Source organism: Bacillus sp. B1(2022) (assembly GCF_040259625.1).
GTDB classification, from domain to species: domain Bacteria; phylum Bacillota; class Bacilli; order Bacillales; family Bacillaceae; genus Bacillus; species Bacillus velezensis.
Window position 1 is genome coordinate 70,309 of sequence record NZ_JANIFO010000005.1, and the last position, 19,395, is coordinate 89,703.

The following is a 19,395-nucleotide window of genomic DNA, read 5'->3' on the forward strand; positions in this document are numbered from 1 at the left end:
GCTGCAGCTTGTTATTTGCTTCGGTTACCTGCGGAAGCATGAGTGATCCGATAATGCACAGTTAAAAATTTCAGTCCGAACAGCCACATATGATGAACGGCCTTCAGGCTTGTTTCGCTCTGGGCTGAAATAAGAAATGTCTCTGCCAGCGGAAGATGACACGTCCCCCATTTCGTCTGCAGATAAATCCCTTCATCACCCGCTCCGCTTTTTCGCCGTCTGCTTGTCAAAACAAGATTCTGCTTACGCGCATAAGGCTTTAAAATGCCCGTCATTTGGCCGTACGGCAGCGGAAGAGAGATATTCATGTATCCTTCCCCTTTTGCCCTGTACGCTGAATACAGCGCAGTAAAAACGGTTTCCTGCTTTTCATTTGTTCTGATCCACGCACGGACATTTTTTCTGCCGTCTTTGTCAGAGTCAACTCCTATAATATCACTGTGCATGATATACCAATCCGGATTCATGGACAGGTGAATCTGCCCCGCTCTTCTGCTGAACGGCTCGTACACGCGCGCGAACGGACGAAACCATCCGCTCCACGTCACTTTTGCCATGATGTCATAATCAATTGTCTCTTCATAAAAGGAATTAACGGCCGGCGCCAGTTTTTGAGTTGAAAAGTCTTCAGAATGCAGTTCTCTCATCTGATCCAGAAGGCCGGTATAATGGATGTCATTTGTTGCATGAATATCAGTCAAAAAGTCTTTGCCTATCGTTCTCTTCCCGTAAATACGGCTGAACGTTCTTTCGCTGCCCTCATCAAACGATCTCGGATTTTCCAACCTCCACCCCGCCAAAGCCGGCAGGATAACGCCGAATGCATTGACGGCCCCGTGAATCCAAATCATCTGGCTGATCGTGAGCGTTGCCTCCTCGCGGTAGACACCGTACGAATATATCAAAGAAAAAGCAATTGTAATCATTAACACAGCCGAAGAACTCCTGATCAAGATCCTGCCTGTTTTCGTAACAAACGGCGCCGTAAAGACGAGATATGCATTTACATACAGACCCGCCAGATACAGAGCGACAGCAATCACATCAAGTGTCTTTGAAAATGTAATCCCCAAGGCAATAAGGATCGGCGAAATCAAAATAATGACCGTGCTCCATCTGTAAAGAACCCGTTTCTCCCGTATGATCCTGCCGAGCAATCCGTTAAAGATCGGAATGAGGAAAGCGGAATAGTGAAAGTGCACCGCCGTCAGCAGAACGATAAGCGGGCCGAAATTCATGACGGGAATCTCAAGGACATATGCGAAGAACCAGAATCCGCCCCCGGCCAAATAAATGAAACCCGCCATAACAGACATCTCTTCTGTTCTGTGAATATTTGTTTTCATCAGCCGCCGGACAGCATACAGTGCCAGCCCAAGCGTATAAATGAGCCACACAAAGGCAAAAAAACTGAAGTCTGTGACAAGCGCAAGCACCGCACATAAAGCGGCAACAGGATAACTCCGTAATAACACATTCTCTAAGGTCTTTGACGGCCGAAAAGCAAAATCGAATACAGCGGGAACGAAAAAAAGTACGGAAAATAAAACAAACGTCTCAGCAGCTGATATATGCGGAGCTTCAGCCGCCGCAAATCCCAAAAAGCAAATCACACATACCATGAGATGACGCTTCAGCATGTTTCCCCCTCTGTTTCACGGAAAGTCCCCCGGTAAGAGAAAAGCGTGCCGAGTATCCGGTTTTTCACATGAACCTTTATGCTGAAGCAATTCATTTCCTCATCATAAGCCTCATAAACGGTTGAACTGCCGCACAGCCATGCCGGAAGCGGGATTTTCTTTCCGACTATCAGGAGCCACTGCCTTCCGGATGTAATAACAAGCCCTCCGTCTGAAGACGCTTCTAAATGCAGTTCAGACAGTAGGATGCGGGGTTTGCCGAAGTAATCAAGAATTCTGTTTTCCCGCTCATCATATTCCATGACGGCATCAAAAAAACGCGTTTTGCTTTTAAAGAAAAAGGTACGATTCCATTCCACGCCATTTTGCCTGTTTTTGTTTTCGATAGTGAAAGGGATATCGTTTCCCCTCTCTGAGAAAAAACATCTGAAAAAAACACCTGTCTTTAAAAGCATTCTGACAAGAAAAGAACCTCCCTTTATTTCTGACATAACGCCTTCTCCGCAAAACGTGCGTGATTCGTCAAATCTGTACCGTTTCTGCAGCATCGGGTGCAGTGATTGATAATGAGTAATCGCTTTTTCATACATTGAATCCGTCATTTCACTTCTCTCTTTCGTTTTGTATGCCAGGCGCTCGGCAGCTTGAGCTTAAGAATCATGCCGGCTATTGTAAGCACTCCTAATGAGATCACGAATCCGCCGCCCGAATATAGCAGTGCCGTTACACAAAAGAAGACTGACTGCCCGGTGTGAATCAGCCACTTTCTCCGCATGGGAAGCAGCCATAATACCCCTAACCCTGTCTCCAGCGCTCCCCTCACGATCTCTGCATCGGCACAGCCATCATGAAAGCCTTGAAAAAACCAATACAGACTGAATACGAGACACATAAAGACATAGACAAACCCGAAACGGACTGATATCTTCGGATGTCTGTTTTGTTCTATCCAAAGCCGCAACGCATCAAAGCTCCATGCGGTAGCCCAGCTTAGCAGAGGACGAAATAAAAACCGGTCTATCCAACTTCCCGGCAGACCGCGGGCCGTTTCATATTGATATTGAGTCAAAAATGCGGTTTGTCCGTTATCCCGCTCTATATACTTCCAGTAGCCCCTGCCTTCTTTTATAAGTGACAGCGGATGATCAGAGGCAAAAGCGAGCGAAGACACTCTTTCTGACGAGCGAGGCCTTATGTCACCTATTGATTCGCCCGTGCCGGATACCTTCAGCCCAAAACCGATTCGTGTTTCATATAGAAATCTCTGCGGTTCATCTGGCAGCCTATGAAGATATGTAATGTCAGAAAACCGCAGATCCCATTCCTTATGAAGATGCGGGTTTTGCGTATATTCCCAAAGCGTTTCTATATCAGATGCAATATTGATTTCGACATATATCGGCTTCTGTTTCATGCCCCCTCCTCTTCCCTTCTTTTGTAAACAATTCCTATATTATCATAGGAACAGATCAAGCGGCAGAACGAAAAGGCCATCCCGTTATCTGCAGGACAGCCTCAGTGGCTTTGATAACTTATGAATAAGGTATCGTGTCTTTTTTATCTTCAGAAGCGGTTTGAATGATAATCGGACGCACGAAACGGATTACCGCAGCCGAGGCCAAAACAGCTAATCCGCCTGCAAGCAAAAACGCCCCCGAGAATGATCCGCTTTTATCCGCGATAAAGCCGGTTAAAGCAGGCCCGATAATACCGGCCGTGTTTGCAAGAAAATGCATAAAGCCGCCGACTGACCCGACATTCCTTTGATCAACCACATCATGAATCACCGCCCAATAGATAGAGCCCGTTATATATAAAAAGAAGACTGATAAAGCAACGAGAATAACGGCACTTACGGTAGTGGTAACAAGTCCGGCAAATCCGATCAGTACAGCGGAAGCGAACAGACAAGTGACAAGAATGACTTTCCGTGAGAACAAAACCCCTTTTCCGGCGGTTTTTTTGAATACATAATCAGAAATCATTCCGCCTGCCGCCAAACCGATAAATCCAAGAATCCAGGGAATAACAGTCACCACGCTCATAAATTCAACACTTAAACCGCGTTCTTTCACCAGATAGCTCGGAAACCATGTTAAGAAGAAAAATAAGATGTAATTGTAGGCGAAAAAGGCAAAAGCCGTGAAGAGAACCGTTTTTTGTTTCAAATAAAAGGTCATCGGGATATGCTGCTCATGCGACTGAATCGCCGCTTTCATTGCCGGGGCGTCTTCCGTCGGCGCCGGCCGTTCTTTGACAAATTTAAACCAGATGACCGCCCAGACTAAACCGATGATCATGATCAGGACAAAGGAAACTTTCCAGCTGAACGCCACAGCAATCATCCCGACAATCGGGCCGGAGATCGCTCCGCCGAGCGGCGTTCCGCTGTTTGTCAGGCCGATGACCGTGGCGCGCTGAGACGGAGGAAACCAATTGTTGACCATTTTGCTTATGGCAGCCGACAGCGGCCCCTCCCCCATACCGAATAAAACACGGATAATCAAAAGACTTACAAATCCGAAAGCAAGCGCAACCGCTCCGCTGAAAAGAGACCAAACGATCATCGCCGTACACAATGTCAATTTAGCCCCGTACCGGTCAGATGCAACACCGCCGAGAAAGTTAAACACAGCGTATCCGACAGAAAAACTGCTGAAAATCAGCCCCATTTGGGTTGCAGACAATGTGAGATCCTGCTGTATGAACGGCGCTGCAATAGACAGCGCTGAGCGGTCTAAATAGTTAATCACCCCGGCTGAAAATAAAAGAAGAATAATAGGGAATCTATCTTTTGAGAACATAAAATCCCCCTCTAATTTCATAATATTCAGACATTTAAATTGCCGGAGTAAACCGGTTTATGCAATGAAACCGGTTATCCGGATTGCCTTGCGAGCAGCGCCGGTTTATAGCGGTGAATCCGTTTTTCACCGCCATCTTTTTCTTGTATCTGGCGAAGAAGAAGGCTTCCCGCTTTTCGCGCCATTTCTGCCGCAGGCTGGACGATCGTCGTAATCGGAGGAGTAAAAAAACCCGCAAAAGGAACTTCATCAATTCCGATGACGGCTGCCTTATCCGGAATTGTCATATCATGCTCCTTCATATACTTCAGCACCTCAACAAGAACGATATCGTTTGCCGCCAATATCGCTTTCGGAGGCTCCTCAAGTGAGAACAGCTCTGACAAAACAATAGAAATATCAGCCGCATCGGCTGTTTTGATATATTCGTCCCGCACCATCATTCCGTGGCGGTCAAGCGCCTTTTTATACCCTTCAATCCTTTCTACCCTCGGACTGATTTCCCGAATAATGGACGTCGTAATAATCGCAATTCTCTTAATGCCGCTTTCGATAAACCGGTCAACTGCAAGACCGGCTGCATGATGGTTATCAAGCATCACTGTCGGAATCCCGAGTTCTTTAATGGTTCTGTCCATAAACACGACCGGAAACGTATCGCGTTTCATCTTTTCATATAAAGAGAGATTTTCGCCCGTCGGAAAAATAATAATTCCGTCCACCTGCTTAGCCCGCAGCATTTCAATATATTTCTTTTCTTTTTCCGGTTCATCATCCGCATTGCAGACAATAATATGAAATCCTTGTTCATGAAAATAGTCTTCCACCGCCCTGATGACCTGAGTGGAAAAAGTGTGAAGAATATTAGCCACCACCACACCTACCGTAAATGTTGATTTCTGTTTTAAGCTGCGGGCGACGAAATTCGGCTGATAGTTCAGCTCTTGAATGGCCGCTTCTATTTTTTGTTTCGTTTTCTCGCTCATATAGTCATAGCGCTGATTTAAAAATTGAGATACGGTGCTTTTAGATACGTTTGCATATTTCGCCACATCAGAAATTGTAATGGTTTTCATAGACTCATCCCCGTCTGTCTTCATTTTTCACTAGTATAAGTCAGAAGTAAATGGTTTACAATCTGACAGGGACATGGATTCTGTCACACTCCGGAATAAGCCATAAAACCTCCGTCGACGGGAACGGTGACCCCGGTGACGAAGCCTGAGCATGAATCATCCGAAAGCCACAGGAGCGTTCCCAGAAGGTCTTCCGGTTTCCCGAAACGTTTCATCGGTGTATGTGCCATAATCTTATTGGATCGGTCTGTCAGACTTCCATCTTCCTGTAATAACAACCCACGGTTTTGCGCTGTCAAAAAGAAACCCGGAGCGATGGCATTCACCCGCAGCCCTTTTTTTGCGAAATGAACAGCCATCCACATCGTAAAATTCTGAATCGCCGCCTTGGCCGCGCTGTAGGCGGGCACCTTTGTCATCGGTGTATACGCACTCATAGAAGAAATATTAATAATCGCGGGACATTCCGCCTTCAGTAGGTCTTTTCCAAACACTTGCGATGCCAGAAATGCACCGGTAAAGTTGGTTGAAAATACGCTGGAAAACCCCGTTTCGTCCATATCAAAAAATGATGTGCCCTGCTCATCCTCTTCATACGTCTCACTGGCAGTGATCGCATCAGGGTGGTTTCCCCCGGCTCCGTTAATTAAAAGATTGACAGAACCAAACCGGCTGATAATCTCGTCTTTTGCCTTTTCGAGCGAATCACGGGCTGAAACATCAGCCGGTACAGAAACCGCGGTTCCTCCAGCGTCAGCAATCTCGCCCGCCGCACGCTCTGCTTTATCAGCATTCCGGCTGACGATCGCAATTTTCATCCCCTGCCGTGAAAGCTCCTTTGCCATTGCTGAACAGAGAACACCGCTCCCGCCTGTTATGACAGCGGTTCTTCCTGATAAACGTTCATGAATCGGTCTCATCTCTTCACCCCTTTCTCATGAGACGAGAACGCATCCCACAGCCCGTTCAAGTACATAATTCCTAAAGCACGATCATATAAACCATAACCCGGCCGGCATTGTTCGCCCCAGATATGACGGCCGTGATCAGGCCGTACATATCCTTTATAGTCTTGGCCGTGCAATTCTTTTACCACACCGGTAATATCAATGGACCCATCACTGGTAAGATGCGAAGTTTCCGTAAAATCACCGTTATCGCAGATTTTCACATTTCGTATATGGGCAAACGGCGCAGCTCCCGCATAGTGTTTGGTGATCTTCACCATATCATTGGCGGGATCCGCTCCCATCGAACCCGTGCACAACGTAATACAGTTGGCGGGTGAATCTGAAATCTCTTGCAGCTTTTCATAACTTTTCTCACCGGTGATAATACGGGGCAGGCCAAAAATTGACCAGGGCGGATCATCCGGATGAATGGCCATTTGAATGCCGTGTTCCTCCGCTACAGGAAGGATTTCATGTAAAAAGAATTCTAGATTGGCCCAAAGCTGTTTTTCATCAACCGTTTGATAGGCCTCAAACAGTTCCTTGATCCGGGCCATTTTCTCCGGCTCCCACCCGGGAAGCGTCAAATCAGAAGATTCTTCAACCGTGCGGATGAGTTCCTCCGGAGGGAGACTTTCCACTTTCGCTTTTTCAAAAAACAAAGCGGTTGACCCATCCTCCAGCGCGCGGAACATATCGGTACGCGTCCAGTCAAATATCGGCATGAAATTGTAACAGATGACTTTCACGCCGAATTCGGACAGATTGCGAATGGTCTGTTTATAGTGCTCAATATATTGTCCGCGTTCTTCATGACCGAGTTTAATGGCTTCATGAACATTCACGCTTTCCACGACCTCTGCATGAAACCCATAGGATTGAATGTATCTGACTTCCGCTTCAATGTCCTCCTTTTCCCATACTTCGCCCGCGGGCTTCTGGTGAAGAGCCCAGACGATGCCTTTGACCCCGGGAATTTGTCTGACATGTTCAAGAGTCACCGTATCATTACCTTGGCCGTACCAGCGAAACGTGATATTCATGTTATACCCCCGTATATTCGTTTTTTCGGCAGACGTATTCTTTGCTGAGGGATACGGCAGCTTCATAGCCGCCCTTTTGATATGCTTTTGTCAAGTCGCTTCCCACACCGACCGCGACCGCTCCGGCAGAGAGCCAGTCATTCATGCTGTTTAATGAGATACCCCCGGTCGGCATAATGCGGACATTCGGCAGAGGACCGTTGACCGACTTGATAAATGAAGGGTCAAACGAATTAGCGGGGAACAGCTTTACCACATCACATCCGGCTTCAAGCGCCAAAGCCATATCAGACACACTCATGCATCCCGGAAGATACGGTACGCTGTACTGGTTGCATAGAGATGCTATCTCTTTTACAAAATGAGAGCTGACGATAAATGAGGCGCCTGATAAAATGGCGTGTCTCGCCGTTTCTGTATCCATTACAGAACCGGCTCCAAGAAGAATATCTTGATGCCGGAGTTCCTTAAAGACATCTTCCACTTCAGGAGTTGTGTATGTAAGCTCAATGGCGCTGATACCTCCTGAAATGGCCGCTTTTGAAACTTCAAGCGCCTCTTGGCTGTTTTGTCCCCTTATGACAGCCACCACTTGTGCATGCAGAAGTTTTTCGTAAATGGCGTACTTAGGCAGCATTCTCGCTCCTCCTTTAATCAAACGTAATGATTGCTTTTCCCACCTTGCCCGGGTGCTGTTCGATCAACTGAAATGCTTGATGGACGTCATCTGCTGAAAATGTATGTGTAATAAGACCGCCGTGCGTTAACAGGCCTTTATTCAGTAAGTCTGTAATGTACGGAAACTGGTTCGTCTGCAATCTTGAACCGGTTATCGTGACTTCCTTTTTTGTGATCGGAAGCTGAGAAATGCCGGCAGTCCTCTCATCAAAACCAAGCACAACCACATGACCGGCCGGAGACACCGCGTCAATGGACGTTTCAAACGTTGAGGGGAGACAGACGGCATCAATGACGACATTGGCGCCTTCTTTTTTTGTCCATTCGTTCACCCGCAAAACGGGATCTTCTTTTTGCGCGTTGACGGTAACGTCCGCACCGTTTTTTTCAGCGAATGCCAAGCGTTCATTATTCAAGTCGGTTATCATGACGGAAGCGCCTTTGAACTTTGCCATTTTTAATATGCAGATTCCGATCGGTCCCGCTCCCTGAATCAAAACGGTATCTTCCTTCTCGACACGGCCTCTCCAAACGGCCTGGGCGCCGATCGTATATGGTTCTGCCATGACCGCTTCCTCCCAGGGCAGATCGGGGGAAACGGCATGCAGCTGCTTTTCCGGAACCACGATATATTCCCGCATCCCGCCATCTTCATGAACGCCGAACACCGAAAGCGCTTTGCAAACGTTCGGACGTCCTTTCCGGCAGGCATAGCATGTTCCGCAATAAGATATCGGTTCAACCACTACGCGGTCACCCGGCTTGAAACGCCGGACATGAGAACCGGTATTTGCGACTTCCCCTGTAACTTCATGTCCGATTACTCTCGGCAGGGACGCTAACGGATTTGTCCCATGATAAATATGCAAATCTGATCCGCAAATTCCGACCCGCTTCACCTTGACAAGAACATCATCCGCGTGGACAACAGACGGTTTCTCACATTCCGTCACCGTCAGATCAAATGCTTTCCGTACTTGAACCGCTTTCATTTTCTCACCCGCTTTTTAAGTTGTGCTTGCTACCGTTCAATCACAGTCTCTTTGTTTACAAATGACAGAACCTCTTCTAGATAGGGAAGCCCTTCATTGTCACCGGAAACTGTGGTGACAAGCGCACCGACCGCATTGGCAAACTCCAGACGTTTTTCCGGTTCAAAACCATGCAGATAACTGTACAGGTAGCCGGCATTAAAGCCGTCACCCGCTCCTACCGTGTCAACAGGCGCAACCGGGAAAGCCTCTTTGTGAACCCACTTATGATCATGATACAGCGCAGAACCTGCTTCACCGTCTTTTATGACGAGCTGGCTGATTGAATAGGTCTCTGCAAACCGGGCTAATGCTTCATTTTCCCCTATACCTGTCAGCTGTTTCATTTCGTCCCGGCCCGCCAGAAGAATATCAGTATGCGGAAAGATTTGATGAAATGCCGCACGCGCCTCCTCAATCGTCCACAGCTTCAGCCTGATATTCGGATCAAAAGATACGGGAATCCCTCTTGCTTTGGCGATGGAAAGCACCCTTTCAGCAATTTCAAGATTTTTCTTATCAAGCGCGAGGAACACACCGGTAAGATGAACGATGTGAATGCCGTCAAACATATTCTCTGTTATATCTTCCGGTGCAAGAGTCAGAATTGGTGAATTGAAACGATAATAAAACGTCTTGCCTGAACCGTCATTTCTGATCTCTTTGACATTTAAAGATGTAGGAAAGCCTTCAACATAGGAGACGTCAGTCACATCAATTCCTTCTCCTTTGGCAAACTGATAAATCACTCTGCCGAACTCATCCTTCCCCAGTCTGCTGACCCACTTTGAGTGCAGATTCAATCTGGCGCATGCAATCGCAAAATTCAGTTCAGCTCCTCCTGCTTTTCGTTCAAACTGGGTAACAAAACGCAAAGGTCCTGTGCTTGCGGGATTTAAGGTGATCATCGCATCACCGATCGTAAAAATGCCATAATCAGAAGCCACATCAATACTCCTTTCTTTGAAGACTAAATCGGTTTGGTAAACCGGTTTAGTAAAACTTTATATGAAAACCCTTACACACGCAAGAGAAAAATACAATAAATTCAAAAAAATCTGTTTTCAGTAAAAATAACCCGATTTTTCACATGAAAAAACCCCTCACAACAAAATGTAAGAGGTTTTTTGAAAATTGTATGCATGTTTCCTCAGTTAGCAGTCTTACGTTCGGGGCTTGTACCTTCTTCTTCCGCCCATGTTTCAATATGCTTGAGCTCCGGGGTATTCTCGGCTTTGAATACAGGATCAAGACCTTTTTTGCGCTGAGCGGCATAATCCTTATAGATCTTGTAGGCTACATTACTCAGCAGTAAGATTGCCACTAAGTTAATGAGAGCCAAGAGTCCCATAAACAAGTTTGCCATGTCCCAGACGATCTGGAAGTCAGCCAAACATCCGTACACCACCATCACTACAACGAATACGCGGTAAATATTAAGCCATGTTTTGCTTGTTTTAATAAATTCAATATTCGTTTCACCATAGTAATAGTTGCCGACGACAGAGCTGAATGCAAATAAAAACATCGCAATCGCAATAAATGTCGGCGCCCATCCGCCGAGGTGGTGCTGCAATGCGGCTTGTGTCACTTGGATGCCGTCGCCTTTAGGCGTAAAGCTGTACAATAAAATGATAAAGGCAGTCGATGTACAAACGATAAATGTATCAAAAAACACGCCGAGCGTCTGAATTAATCCCTGCTTAGCCGGATGCGACACATGTGCAGCCGCTGCGGCATTCGGCGCGCTTCCCATACCCGCTTCGTTTGAAAACAGGCCGCGCTGCGCACCGATAATAATGATGCTTCCTAAGCTTCCGCCGACGATCTGTTCAAGACCGAACGCATTTTTCACAATCGTAACAAACAGCTCAGGTACCGCTGTAATATTTACAATCACGACATACAGCGCGATCAGAATATACATACCCGCCATGACCGGAACGATTAATTGCGAAACGGAAACAACACGTTTCAGACCGCCGAATATAATGAAAGCCGTTAATACAGCTAAAATGATTGCGATAACTGTTTTATTCACATGGAATGCTTCGTCAAACGCGACAGAAATCGTATTTGACTGCACAGCGTTAAAGATAAGTCCGAAAGAAACGGTAATCAATACGGCGAATAAAATACCGAGCCAGCGGGCGCCCAGTCCCTTTGCCATGTAATATGCCGGACCGCCGCGGAATTCGTCACCGGAACGCACTTTATACAGCTGCGCCAAGGTGCTTTCCACAAAGCTGGAAGCCATACCGACAATCGCTACGATCCACATCCAAAATACTGCGCCGGGACCGCCTGTTGCAATCGCCAGCGCGACGCCGGTCAAGTTTCCGGTTCCGACACGAGAAGCGGCTGAGATAAAGAATGCCTGCATTGAAGACACTCCTTTATTTCCTTGCGGCTTCTCCCCGACGATTCTAAACATTTCAATAAAGTATTGGAATTGAATAAAGCGAAAACGGAACGTAAAGTACAATCCGATCCCGACTAAAATATAAACAAGATACTTCCAAATAAAATCATTTGGAACATTTATGATTTCACTGATGAAAGCCTCCATGTTTAACCTCCCTTTTACATATCTTTTACTGTCATTTTTGCTGCATATGTTAGATCTTTTAACACAACGAGTATTATTATATCACAACAACAGTGGTTGAGAAGTTTTTTTAAGAAAATGTTTCGGTTTCTACATCACGTCTTTTGCTGTCATGCCCCGTTTTTTATCTTACAGCCCGAAAAATGTTGTCACGTCATAAGGAATGCGTGCATATCATAACAAATAGGTCTTTAAGAAAAAAGAGATGAAAAGATGGATGGAATGGTATATACTTAACCAGGATAATAATTTTTTAAATTTAATAAATATGTTTACTTTACATTTAAATTAGGGTATTATAATAAAAATATTCAGACTTATGAAGGGGGGAGAACATTTGAAAAAAATCTTGTTTTTAAAAGCTTCTATTTTATTTTTAGCGATTGCAAGCTTTCATTTGCTCTCCATTCCCCATGCGTTTGATACTGCTCATCATTTTAAAGCGGTAGCCGACCAGCAGGAAATGCACGAAATGAAGGCCGGCCAAAATGCTGATGATGAGAAAAAATCGCTGACGGGCTCATATATCTTGACGGCGCTTTTTGCCGCTTCTGTCTCACTGATCGTGATATCAGACAGGAGACGCCCCGCTTCCCGGAGAAGACAGCGAAAGAAAAGCTTTTTAATCGCTAAATTTTATCAGTCCTCTTATTTCGATGAGCTTCATGTTCAACATCGCCTATCTATGTAACATAAAATGAGGAGGTTGTTAAACATGTTGTTTATCTTACGAATGGTGATTTTAGGGTTATTTTCATTCACTGCATTGAATTTATTTGTATGGCAGGGAATCGAAGTCGTTCACGCTATCACTGACTTATTCGGCAGCCATGAAAGCTAAATAGTAAAACCTCCGCTCAATGAGCGGAGGTTTTTTATTTTAATTTTACTCTTAAACATCAGACGCGGGGATACGCCATACGTCTGTTACCGGCCCTGTCTCATCTTCATCGGTAAAGAAGGAGCCGTTGCTGTATCGGTCATTCGCCCGCAAGGACTTCACGGCGATTTCGATTCTCTCGCCTTTTTCTGTTTCCGCAGCGATCATGTCGGCTAAAGCGCACGCGAATACGCCGACTGCGCGATGCGGGTTCTTTTTAAGCTCACGCAGCATGATGACACCGCGCTTCGCCCTGGATGTTTTTTCGAATTCAGATAGGTTCATCCGCTTGATTGCTCCCCGCTGTGTGACAAGGACAAGCGAATCTGTCTCATGCAGAATTTGTCCTGATACGACGGTATCACCGTCTTTTACATTTATGCCCTTTACGCCGGCCGCACGGGCACCGACTACATTTACTTCATCTTCACCGAACCATAAACCGTAGCCGAGGCGGGTGGCGATAAACAGCTGGCTGCCGCCGTCTGTGACATGAACATCAATCAGCTCGTCGTCCCCTTTAAGGTTAAGGGCAACAAGCGCTTTCGAGTAACGCTGCGCTTTGTAATGCGTCATTTCAGTTCTTTTCACCATGCCGTTTTTCGTCATAAACAATAAATATGAAGATGGATCAAATTCTTTTACCGGTATAGCTTTCACGATGGTTTCATCTCGGTCAATCGTGATGATGTTCGTTACGTGCTGCCCCATGTCTTTCCACCTGATATCGGGAAGCTGGTGAACCGGACAATAAACATAGCTTCCCTTATTGGTAAAGAGCAGGAGAACATCCGTTGTATTCATTTCAAATTGGTGAATCAGCCTGTCAGTATCCTTCATACCGAAATCCTGGCCGTTAGAAGCGGCAAATGACCGCTGGCTTGTTCGTTTTACATAGCCGTCTTTTGTGACTGTCACATATACGTCCTCAGAGGCAACCATGACTTCAAGATTGATTTTAATTTCCTCAATCTTTTCTTCAATGACAGACCGTCTGCTGTCAGCATAGGTCTTTTTCAATTTTTTCAGGCTGCTTGTAATGACTTTTAACAGCTTTTTATCATGACTTAAAATGGCTTCGAGCTCCTGAATTTTCTTGCTGAGCTCTTCCGCTTCCTCTTTTAGCGCCGTAATATCCGTGTTTGTCAGACGATACAGCTGCAAGGATACGATCGCTTCGGCCTGCGGCTCCGTAAATGCGAATTTAGACATTACGTTTTGTTTCGCATCTTTCTTGTCGCTGCTTGCCCGGATGACGGCTATGACCTCATCTAACACAGACAGTGCCTTCATCAGTCCTTCAACGATGTGGTGCCGCTCTTTTGCTTTTTGCAATTCAAAGACGGAGCGGTTTGTCACCACTTCCTTCTGATGGGAAATATACGCATCCAGGATGGCCGTAAGACTCATCAGCATCGGCCGGCGGTTATGTATGGCGACCATATTAAAGTTATAAGTTGTCTGCAGATCAGTGTTTTTATATAAGAAATTCAGGATGCCTTTTGCATCGGCTTCTTTCTTTAACTCAACGACCACCCGAAGCCCCGTGCGGTCAGTTTCATCCCGGACTTCAGAAATGCCTTCGACTTTTTTGTCGATGCGGTATTCGTCCATTTTCTTTACGAGATTGGCTTTGTTTACTTCAAACGGAATTTCTGTAATGACGATCTGCTCCCGTCCGCCTCTTACGGATTCCACTTCAGCCTTGCCGCGGATAATAATTTTGCCTTTTCCGGTTTCATAAGCCTTCCGAATGCCGTCGACTCCTTGAATAATGCCTCCTGTCGGAAAGTCAGGCCCTTTAATCACCTGCATCAAGTCATCGACGGTGCAATCCGGAGATTCAATCCGTTTAATGACGGCATCAATGACCTCACCCAGATGATGAGGGGGAATATCAGTCGCATAGCCCGCTGAAATCCCGGTTGATCCGTTGACAAGCAAGTTAGGGAACATGGCGGGCAAAACAACCGGTTCTTTACTAGTGTCATCAAAGTTCGGAACGAATTCAACCGTATTTTTATCAATATCACGCAAAAGCTCTGACGCGATAGAAGATAATCTCGCTTCCGTATAACGCATGGCAGCCGGCGGATCACCGTCAATGCTTCCATTGTTGCCGTGCATCTCAATCAGCACATTCCGCACTTTCCAATCCTGGCTCATCCGCACCATCGCTTCATAAACAGAGCTGTCACCGTGCGGATGATAATTACCGATAACGTTCCCGACCGTTTTCGCCGCTTTACGGAAATTTTTATCGAATGTATTTCCGTCCGCGTGCATGGCGTATAAAATTCTCCGCTGCACCGGCTTTAAACCGTCACGAGCGTCGGGCAGCGCCCTGTCTTGAATAATGTATTTACTGTAGCGTCCGAAACGGTCGCCGATTACTTCTTCTAACGGTAAATCATGAAATAATTCTGGCTGTGCCACTATTAAACCTCCTCAGCGACCGACAAGTTTTCATTTTCTAAAATATTGCTTTCCTCATCTAATCCGAAGGCAACATTTTTTTCAATCCATTTTCTTCTCGGTTCTACTTTGTCTCCCATTAATGTCGTTACACGGCGTTCTACCCGTGCCGCATCGTCGATCTTGACTCTGACGAGCGTTCGCGATTCGGGATTCATCGTCGTTTCCCAGAGCTGGTCTGCGTTCATTTCTCCCAACCCTTTATAGCGCTGGATGGTATACCCTTTGCCGACTTTCTTTAAAACGCCGTCCATTTCTTCGTCGGACCAAGCATATTCAATAATCTCTTTCTTACCGCTTCCTTTACTCACTTTGTAAAGAGGCGGAAGGGCGATGAAGACTTTTCCGTGCTCGATTAAAGGTTTCATATAGCGGTAGAAAAACGTTAACAGCAAGACTTGAATGTGCGCGCCGTCGGTATCCGCGTCCGTCATGATGATGATCTTGTCATAATTGATGTCGTCTATCTCAAAATCTGCGCCGACACCGCCTCCGATCGCATGAATAATCGTATTGATTTCTTCATTTTTGAAGATGTCTGCAAGCTTTGCTTTCTCTGTGTTGATGACCTTTCCGCGAAGGGGCAGCACGGCTTGGAATTTCCGGTCTCTTCCCTGTTTTGCAGAACCTCCCGCAGAGTCTCCCTCCACCAGATACAATTCATTCTTCGCCGGATTTCTGGAACCGGCCGGTGTGAGTTTTCCGCTCAGCGTCGCTTCTGATTTTTTGCGCTTTTTGCCGCTTCTCGCTTCTTCTCTCGCTTTACGGGCCGCTTCACGGGCCTGGCTTGCTTTAATCGCTTTTTTGACAAGCAGGGTTGCTGTATCGCGGTTTTCTTCCAGGAAATAAGCAAGATTCTCGGAAATGACGGCATCCGCGGCGGATCTCGCCTCACTTGTGCCAAGCTTCCCTTTCGTCTGGCCTTCAAATTGCAGCAGTTCCTCCGGGATACGCACGGAAATGATTGCGGACAAACCTTCCCTGATATCGGCGCCTTCAAGGTTCTTGTCTTTCTCTTTTAAAAGGGCGACCTTTCGCGCATACTCGTTAAACGCTCTTGTCATTGCCGTTTTGGCTCCTGATTCGTGGGTGCCGCCGTCCTTTGTTCTGACGTTATTAACGAATGACAGCATATTTTCTGAATACCCGTCATTAAACTGAAACGCGAAATCGACTTCAATGTCATGATGCTCGCCTTCAAAGGAAACCACTTCGCATAAAGCGTCTTTTTCCTCGTTTAGATAAGCGACAAACGCTTCAATTCCGTTCTCATAATAAAATACTTCTTTTACGCCGTTCCGTTCATCAATTAATTCTATTTTCAAACCTTTTAACAAGAAAGCCGATTCGCGCAGACGTTCTGACAGCGTGTCAAAATTATAAACCGTTGCGCTGAACATTGACGGATCAGGTTTAAAATGGGTAAGCGTTCCTGTTTTTTTGGTCGTTCCGATTTTTTCAAGTGAAGTCACGGGCTTGCCGCCGTTTTCAAACCGCTGTTTATACACATATCCGTCACGCTCAATAGTAACCGTCAGCCACTCCGATAATGCGTTTACGACAGATGCACCGACACCATGCAGACCGCCGCTTGTTTTATAGCCGCCCTGTCCGAATTTCCCCCCGGCATGCAGCACGGTGAAAATAACTTCCGGCGTCGGCTTTCCGAGCTTATGCATCCCGGTCGGCATTCCGCGTCCTCTGTCCTGTACGGAGATGCTGTTGTCCTTATGTATCGTTACGATAATATGATCTCCGTAGCCGGCAAGAACTTCATCGACGGAATTGTCGACGATCTCATATACCAGATGGTGCAGGCCGCGTGCGTCCGTCGAACCGATGTACATTCCCGGTCGTTTTCTGACGGCTTCCAGGCCTTCAAGCACCTGTATGGCATCTTCGTTGTAATCAAATTGCTGTTTTCTAGCCAAACGTACAAACCCCTTTCAAAAAACCTGCTCTTAATCATTTTCTTTTTTAAATGTTTTCATGTCTTTGTTTTTCAGTATGCGCAAGCTTCGGTCCAATTCTCCTCGGACTCACAATTATAACCAATATGCTTGATTTCGCAACATATTTAAGCGAATGGCTCGTTTTTTAGGCCGCAAGACATACATTCGAACGGCTTTTCATCTTTCTGGTGCCCTTTTCAGCGAATAAGAACATGAGTTCGCTTTCTATTATATAGCTTTATGCCGGCCATCGCAAACAGACTGTAAACCCCTGTATAAAGGGGTTTCTAAAAAAGCTGTTCATGCTTTATTGTATCTGTTTCATCATCATACGCAAAGAGTATTCTTTCAATAAAAAAGCAAAAACCCCTGATTTGCCAAGGATTTTTGCCTTTTTTGTTCCTATTTTATAACAGCGCGGGCGACTTTTATACATAAATCCATAACAGCCGTCCGTCCTTTGTCTGTAATCATGCGATACGCTTCTTCATTTGCAAGGCCCTGCTGCGCCCAAAAAACGGGAGCGTCCGTCTGTAAAAATTCTTCAGCGACGCCGGGAAGCTGCTCAGAGCGTCTGAACACATTCACGATATCAATCGGTCCCTCCACGTCTTTTAATGAAGCGACGGCTTTAACGCCAAGCGCCTCATCAATCGTTGGATTGACGGGAATAATTTCATACCCTTCATCCTGCATCGCTTTGGAAACCATGTAAGAAGTCCGGTCGGGACGGTCTGACAGCCCGACGACTGCGATCCGTTTGCTCCGATCCAGAATTTCTTTAATCTCTGATTTTGAAGGATTTTGCATCTTTACCATCTCCTTTTGATATATTGTACATGACCGCTTCGCCGGAATCAAAAAAAGCGCTTTGTCAGCTTAATTCTCAAAAAACTTGTCATCAGACGGTAACAACTCGTGTTAAAATAGAGTGAAGGGACATTGAAAAGGAGAAATGTAGATGTTGATTGCTTTATTGATTATTTTGGCCTATGTAATAGGCAGCATCCCGTCAGGTTTAATCGTAGGCAAACTTGCGAAAGGGATCGATATTAGAGAACACGGAAGCGGCAATTTGGGCGCTACAAATGCTTTTCGCACGCTTGGCGTTAAAGCGGGATCTGTTGTCATCGCAGCCGATATTTTAAAAGGCACCTTGGCCGCGGCGCTCCCATATTTACTGCACGTCCCCATTCATCCTCTTCTCGCAGGGGTGGCAGCAGTAATCGGCCATGTATTCCCCGTGTTCGCAAAGTTTAAGGGAGGCAAAGCCGTAGCCACATCAGGGGGCGTCCTGCTGTTTTATGCTCCGCTGTTATTCGTTACGATGGTTGCAGTATTTTTCGTATTTTTATTCCTTACGAAATTTGTTTCTCTGTCTTCAATGTTAACAGGGATTTATACGATTATTTACTGTCTGTTTGTAAAAGACCCTTATTTATTAGTCGTAGTGACGCTCTTGACCGCGTTTGTTATCTACAGACACAGGGCAAACATCAAACGGATTATAAACAAAACAGAACCGAAGATCAAATGGTTTTGATGAAACTTCAATTTTGACATCAAAATGCCATATGCGTTTATAATAGAGATAATTTCTTTATATGAGAAACAAAAAGGGAGTGTTCCGGATGAACATGAAAGTAACGAAAGGCGCGCTGGATTGGTACAAAGAAGAGCTCGATCTGGAAACAGGCGACCATGTCCGTTTCTTTGTCCGTTACGGGGGATGCAGCAACGTTCAGAAAGGCTTTTCTCTCGGCATTTTAAAAGACCGGCCGATGAACATCGGCACCAGCACGGAAGTTGAAGGCATTACCTTTTTTATTGAAGAAAGCGACTTATGGTACTTTGATAATCACGATTTGTCAGTCACATATTCAGATCAGGCAGAAGAGCCGGTATTTGATTACGTGTAAGAAAAAAAGAACGCAGCGGATGCGTTCTTTTTTTTACAGCCTGAACCTTTTGAGATGATCAGTCAGACGTTCTTTTTCTAATATGCTTCTTTGCGTTTCACCGAGCAGGTCAAAGTGGGGAAATTCATTTTTATGGTGAATCCACTCCGGCTTCAGCCCGTACTCCGCTCCCCATCTGATCAGTTTATTGAGATCGCTTGAACCGACCTTCGTCACGGTCTTAGCCTCCGGAAAACGGTCATCCAGCCAGTAATGCGTTAAAAAAGCGATTTTGCCTTCCGATACATCCCGCTTCCATCTTTCCAGTTCCCTGCGCGTAATTCCAAATGCCATAACTGC

Annotated in this window: 19 protein-coding genes; 4 read left to right on the forward strand and 15 right to left on the reverse strand. The window is 45.9% G+C overall.

The genetic code is table 11. The annotated features are described in order from the left end of the window. Positions 1 to 11: 11 nt before the first annotated feature. The 11 genes from NQS30_RS10720 to NQS30_RS10770 all read right to left on the reverse strand — a co-directional run bounded on the left by NQS30_RS10720 (position 12) and on the right by NQS30_RS10770 (position 11,791). The gene (locus tag NQS30_RS10720; RefSeq protein WP_218791749.1) at positions 12 to 1,640 is read right to left on the reverse strand and encodes a YndJ family protein; all 1,629 of its coding nucleotides are present in this window, start codon (positions 1,638 to 1,640) and stop codon (positions 12 to 14) included. Further along, positions 1,634 to 2,242 (reverse strand): DUF4166 domain-containing protein, encoded by a 609-nt coding sequence (locus tag NQS30_RS10725; RefSeq protein WP_076424230.1) that lies wholly within the window; start codon positions 2,240 to 2,242, stop codon positions 1,634 to 1,636. Before NQS30_RS10725 ends, NQS30_RS10720 begins: the two co-directional genes overlap by 7 nt. Next, entirely contained in the window at positions 2,239 to 3,054 is an 816-nt protein-coding gene (locus NQS30_RS10730; protein ID WP_218791748.1) for a hypothetical protein, read from the reverse strand. The genes NQS30_RS10725 and NQS30_RS10730 overlap by 4 nt, the downstream gene beginning before the upstream one ends. 118 nt (positions 3,055 to 3,172) lie before the next feature. Next, positions 3,173 to 4,444: an MFS transporter gene (locus NQS30_RS10735; RefSeq protein WP_015239939.1), complete on the reverse strand. Its 1,272-nt coding sequence runs from the start codon at positions 4,442 to 4,444 to the stop codon at positions 3,173 to 3,175. 74 nt (positions 4,445 to 4,518) lie between these two features. Then, positions 4,519 to 5,520 carry a substrate-binding domain-containing protein gene (locus NQS30_RS10740; protein WP_025284794.1) on the reverse strand — a complete coding sequence of 334 codons (1,002 nt, stop codon included), beginning with the start codon at positions 5,518 to 5,520 and terminating at the stop codon, positions 4,519 to 4,521. An 83-nt stretch (positions 5,521 to 5,603) separates the two neighbouring features. Further along, positions 5,604 to 6,440, reverse strand: coding sequence for an SDR family oxidoreductase (locus tag NQS30_RS10745; protein WP_015239937.1), 837 nt, complete (start codon positions 6,438 to 6,440; stop codon positions 5,604 to 5,606). Further along, positions 6,437 to 7,513, reverse strand: coding sequence for a mannonate dehydratase (uxuA, locus tag NQS30_RS10750; protein ID WP_015239936.1), 1,077 nt, complete (start codon positions 7,511 to 7,513; stop codon positions 6,437 to 6,439). The genes NQS30_RS10745 and uxuA overlap by 4 nt, the downstream gene beginning before the upstream one ends. A gap of 1 nt (position 7,514) precedes the next feature. Beyond that, positions 7,515 to 8,150 carry a bifunctional 2-keto-4-hydroxyglutarate aldolase/2-keto-3-deoxy-6-phosphogluconate aldolase gene (locus NQS30_RS10755; RefSeq protein ID WP_012117658.1) on the reverse strand — a complete coding sequence of 212 codons (636 nt, stop codon included), beginning with the start codon at positions 8,148 to 8,150 and terminating at the stop codon, positions 7,515 to 7,517. 13 nt (positions 8,151 to 8,163) lie between these two features. Further along, entirely contained in the window at positions 8,164 to 9,183 is a 1,020-nt protein-coding gene (locus NQS30_RS10760) for a zinc-binding alcohol dehydrogenase family protein (RefSeq protein WP_218791747.1), read from the reverse strand. A gap of 29 nt (positions 9,184 to 9,212) precedes the next feature. Beyond that, a complete protein-coding gene (locus NQS30_RS10765) occupies positions 9,213 to 10,169 on the reverse strand; it encodes a sugar kinase (RefSeq protein ID WP_218791746.1) in 957 nt (318 codons plus the stop codon). A gap of 203 nt (positions 10,170 to 10,372) precedes the next feature. After that, positions 10,373 to 11,791, reverse strand: coding sequence for an alanine/glycine:cation symporter family protein (locus tag NQS30_RS10770; protein WP_007410311.1), 1,419 nt, complete (start codon positions 11,789 to 11,791; stop codon positions 10,373 to 10,375). A gap of 376 nt (positions 11,792 to 12,167) precedes the next feature. Here NQS30_RS10770 and NQS30_RS10775 point away from each other — a divergent pair, with 376 nt between their 5' ends. Next, positions 12,168 to 12,521 (forward strand): hypothetical protein, encoded by a 354-nt coding sequence (locus NQS30_RS10775; protein WP_003153956.1) that lies wholly within the window; start codon positions 12,168 to 12,170, stop codon positions 12,519 to 12,521. Positions 12,522 to 12,545: 24 nt separating this feature from the next. Beyond that, on the forward strand, positions 12,546 to 12,671 hold the full coding sequence (locus NQS30_RS10780; RefSeq protein WP_013352436.1) for a hypothetical protein: 126 nt from the start codon (positions 12,546 to 12,548) through the stop codon (positions 12,669 to 12,671). Between the two features lie 51 nt (positions 12,672 to 12,722). On the opposite strand, the gene parC is transcribed toward NQS30_RS10780, so the two are convergent. The 3 genes from parC to NQS30_RS10795 all read right to left on the reverse strand — a co-directional run bounded on the left by parC (position 12,723) and on the right by NQS30_RS10795 (position 17,947). Further along, positions 12,723 to 15,146, reverse strand: a complete 2,424-nt coding sequence (gene parC, locus NQS30_RS10785) for a DNA topoisomerase IV subunit A (RefSeq protein WP_007410314.1) — start codon at positions 15,144 to 15,146, stop codon at positions 12,723 to 12,725. A 2-nt stretch (positions 15,147 to 15,148) separates the two neighbouring features. Beyond that, a complete protein-coding gene (parE, locus tag NQS30_RS10790) occupies positions 15,149 to 17,116 on the reverse strand; it encodes a DNA topoisomerase IV subunit B (protein ID WP_007611767.1) in 1,968 nt (655 codons plus the stop codon). 423 nt (positions 17,117 to 17,539) lie between these two features. Beyond that, a complete protein-coding gene (locus NQS30_RS10795) occupies positions 17,540 to 17,947 on the reverse strand; it encodes a CoA-binding protein (RefSeq protein ID WP_007410316.1) in 408 nt (135 codons plus the stop codon). Between the two features lie 151 nt (positions 17,948 to 18,098). Here NQS30_RS10795 and plsY point away from each other — a divergent pair, with 151 nt between their 5' ends. Together plsY and NQS30_RS10805 are read left to right on the forward strand one after the other, a co-directional pair. After that, positions 18,099 to 18,680: a glycerol-3-phosphate 1-O-acyltransferase PlsY gene (gene plsY / locus NQS30_RS10800; protein ID WP_007410317.1), complete on the forward strand. Its 582-nt coding sequence runs from the start codon at positions 18,099 to 18,101 to the stop codon at positions 18,678 to 18,680. 88 nt (positions 18,681 to 18,768) lie between these two features. After that, positions 18,769 to 19,056 carry a HesB/YadR/YfhF family protein gene (locus tag NQS30_RS10805; protein ID WP_007410318.1) on the forward strand — a complete coding sequence of 96 codons (288 nt, stop codon included), beginning with the start codon at positions 18,769 to 18,771 and terminating at the stop codon, positions 19,054 to 19,056. 33 nt (positions 19,057 to 19,089) lie between these two features. Here the strand turns inward: NQS30_RS10805 and NQS30_RS10810 are convergent, their stop codons facing one another. After that, complete coding sequence (locus tag NQS30_RS10810) at positions 19,090 to 19,389, reverse strand: hypothetical protein (RefSeq protein WP_069007443.1); 300 nt, start codon at positions 19,387 to 19,389, stop codon at positions 19,090 to 19,092. Between the last annotated feature and the right edge of the window lie 6 nt (positions 19,390 to 19,395).

Excerpts from the sequence above, each read along its gene's own strand:
- NQS30_RS10720 (WP_218791749.1), bottom strand. The coding sequence starts at position 1,640 with ATGCTGAAGCGTCATCTCATGGTATGTGTGATTTGCTTTTTGGGATTT.
- NQS30_RS10725 (WP_076424230.1), bottom strand. The coding sequence starts at position 2,242 with ATGACGGATTCAATGTATGAAAAAGCGATTACTCATTATCAATCACTG.
- NQS30_RS10730 (WP_218791748.1), bottom strand. The coding sequence starts at position 3,054 with ATGAAACAGAAGCCGATATATGTCGAAATCAATATTGCATCTGATATA.
- NQS30_RS10735 (WP_015239939.1), bottom strand. The coding sequence starts at position 4,444 with ATGTTCTCAAAAGATAGATTCCCTATTATTCTTCTTTTATTTTCAGCC.
- NQS30_RS10740 (WP_025284794.1), bottom strand. The coding sequence starts at position 5,520 with ATGAAAACCATTACAATTTCTGATGTGGCGAAATATGCAAACGTATCT.
- NQS30_RS10745 (WP_015239937.1), bottom strand. The coding sequence starts at position 6,440 with ATGAGACCGATTCATGAACGTTTATCAGGAAGAACCGCTGTCATAACA.
- uxuA (WP_015239936.1), bottom strand. The coding sequence starts at position 7,513 with ATGAATATCACGTTTCGCTGGTACGGCCAAGGTAATGATACGGTGACT.
- NQS30_RS10755 (WP_012117658.1), bottom strand. The coding sequence starts at position 8,150 with ATGCTGCCTAAGTACGCCATTTACGAAAAACTTCTGCATGCACAAGTG.
- NQS30_RS10760 (WP_218791747.1), bottom strand. The coding sequence starts at position 9,183 with ATGAAAGCGGTTCAAGTACGGAAAGCATTTGATCTGACGGTGACGGAA.
- NQS30_RS10770 (WP_007410311.1), bottom strand. The coding sequence starts at position 11,791 with ATGGAGGCTTTCATCAGTGAAATCATAAATGTTCCAAATGATTTTATT.
- NQS30_RS10780 (WP_013352436.1), top strand. The coding sequence starts at position 12,546 with ATGTTGTTTATCTTACGAATGGTGATTTTAGGGTTATTTTCATTCACT.
- NQS30_RS10795 (WP_007410316.1), bottom strand. The coding sequence starts at position 17,947 with ATGCAAAATCCTTCAAAATCAGAGATTAAAGAAATTCTGGATCGGAGC.
- plsY (WP_007410317.1), top strand. The coding sequence starts at position 18,099 with ATGTTGATTGCTTTATTGATTATTTTGGCCTATGTAATAGGCAGCATC.
- NQS30_RS10805 (WP_007410318.1), top strand. The coding sequence starts at position 18,769 with ATGAACATGAAAGTAACGAAAGGCGCGCTGGATTGGTACAAAGAAGAG.
- NQS30_RS10810 (WP_069007443.1), bottom strand. The coding sequence starts at position 19,389 with ATGGCATTTGGAATTACGCGCAGGGAACTGGAAAGATGGAAGCGGGAT.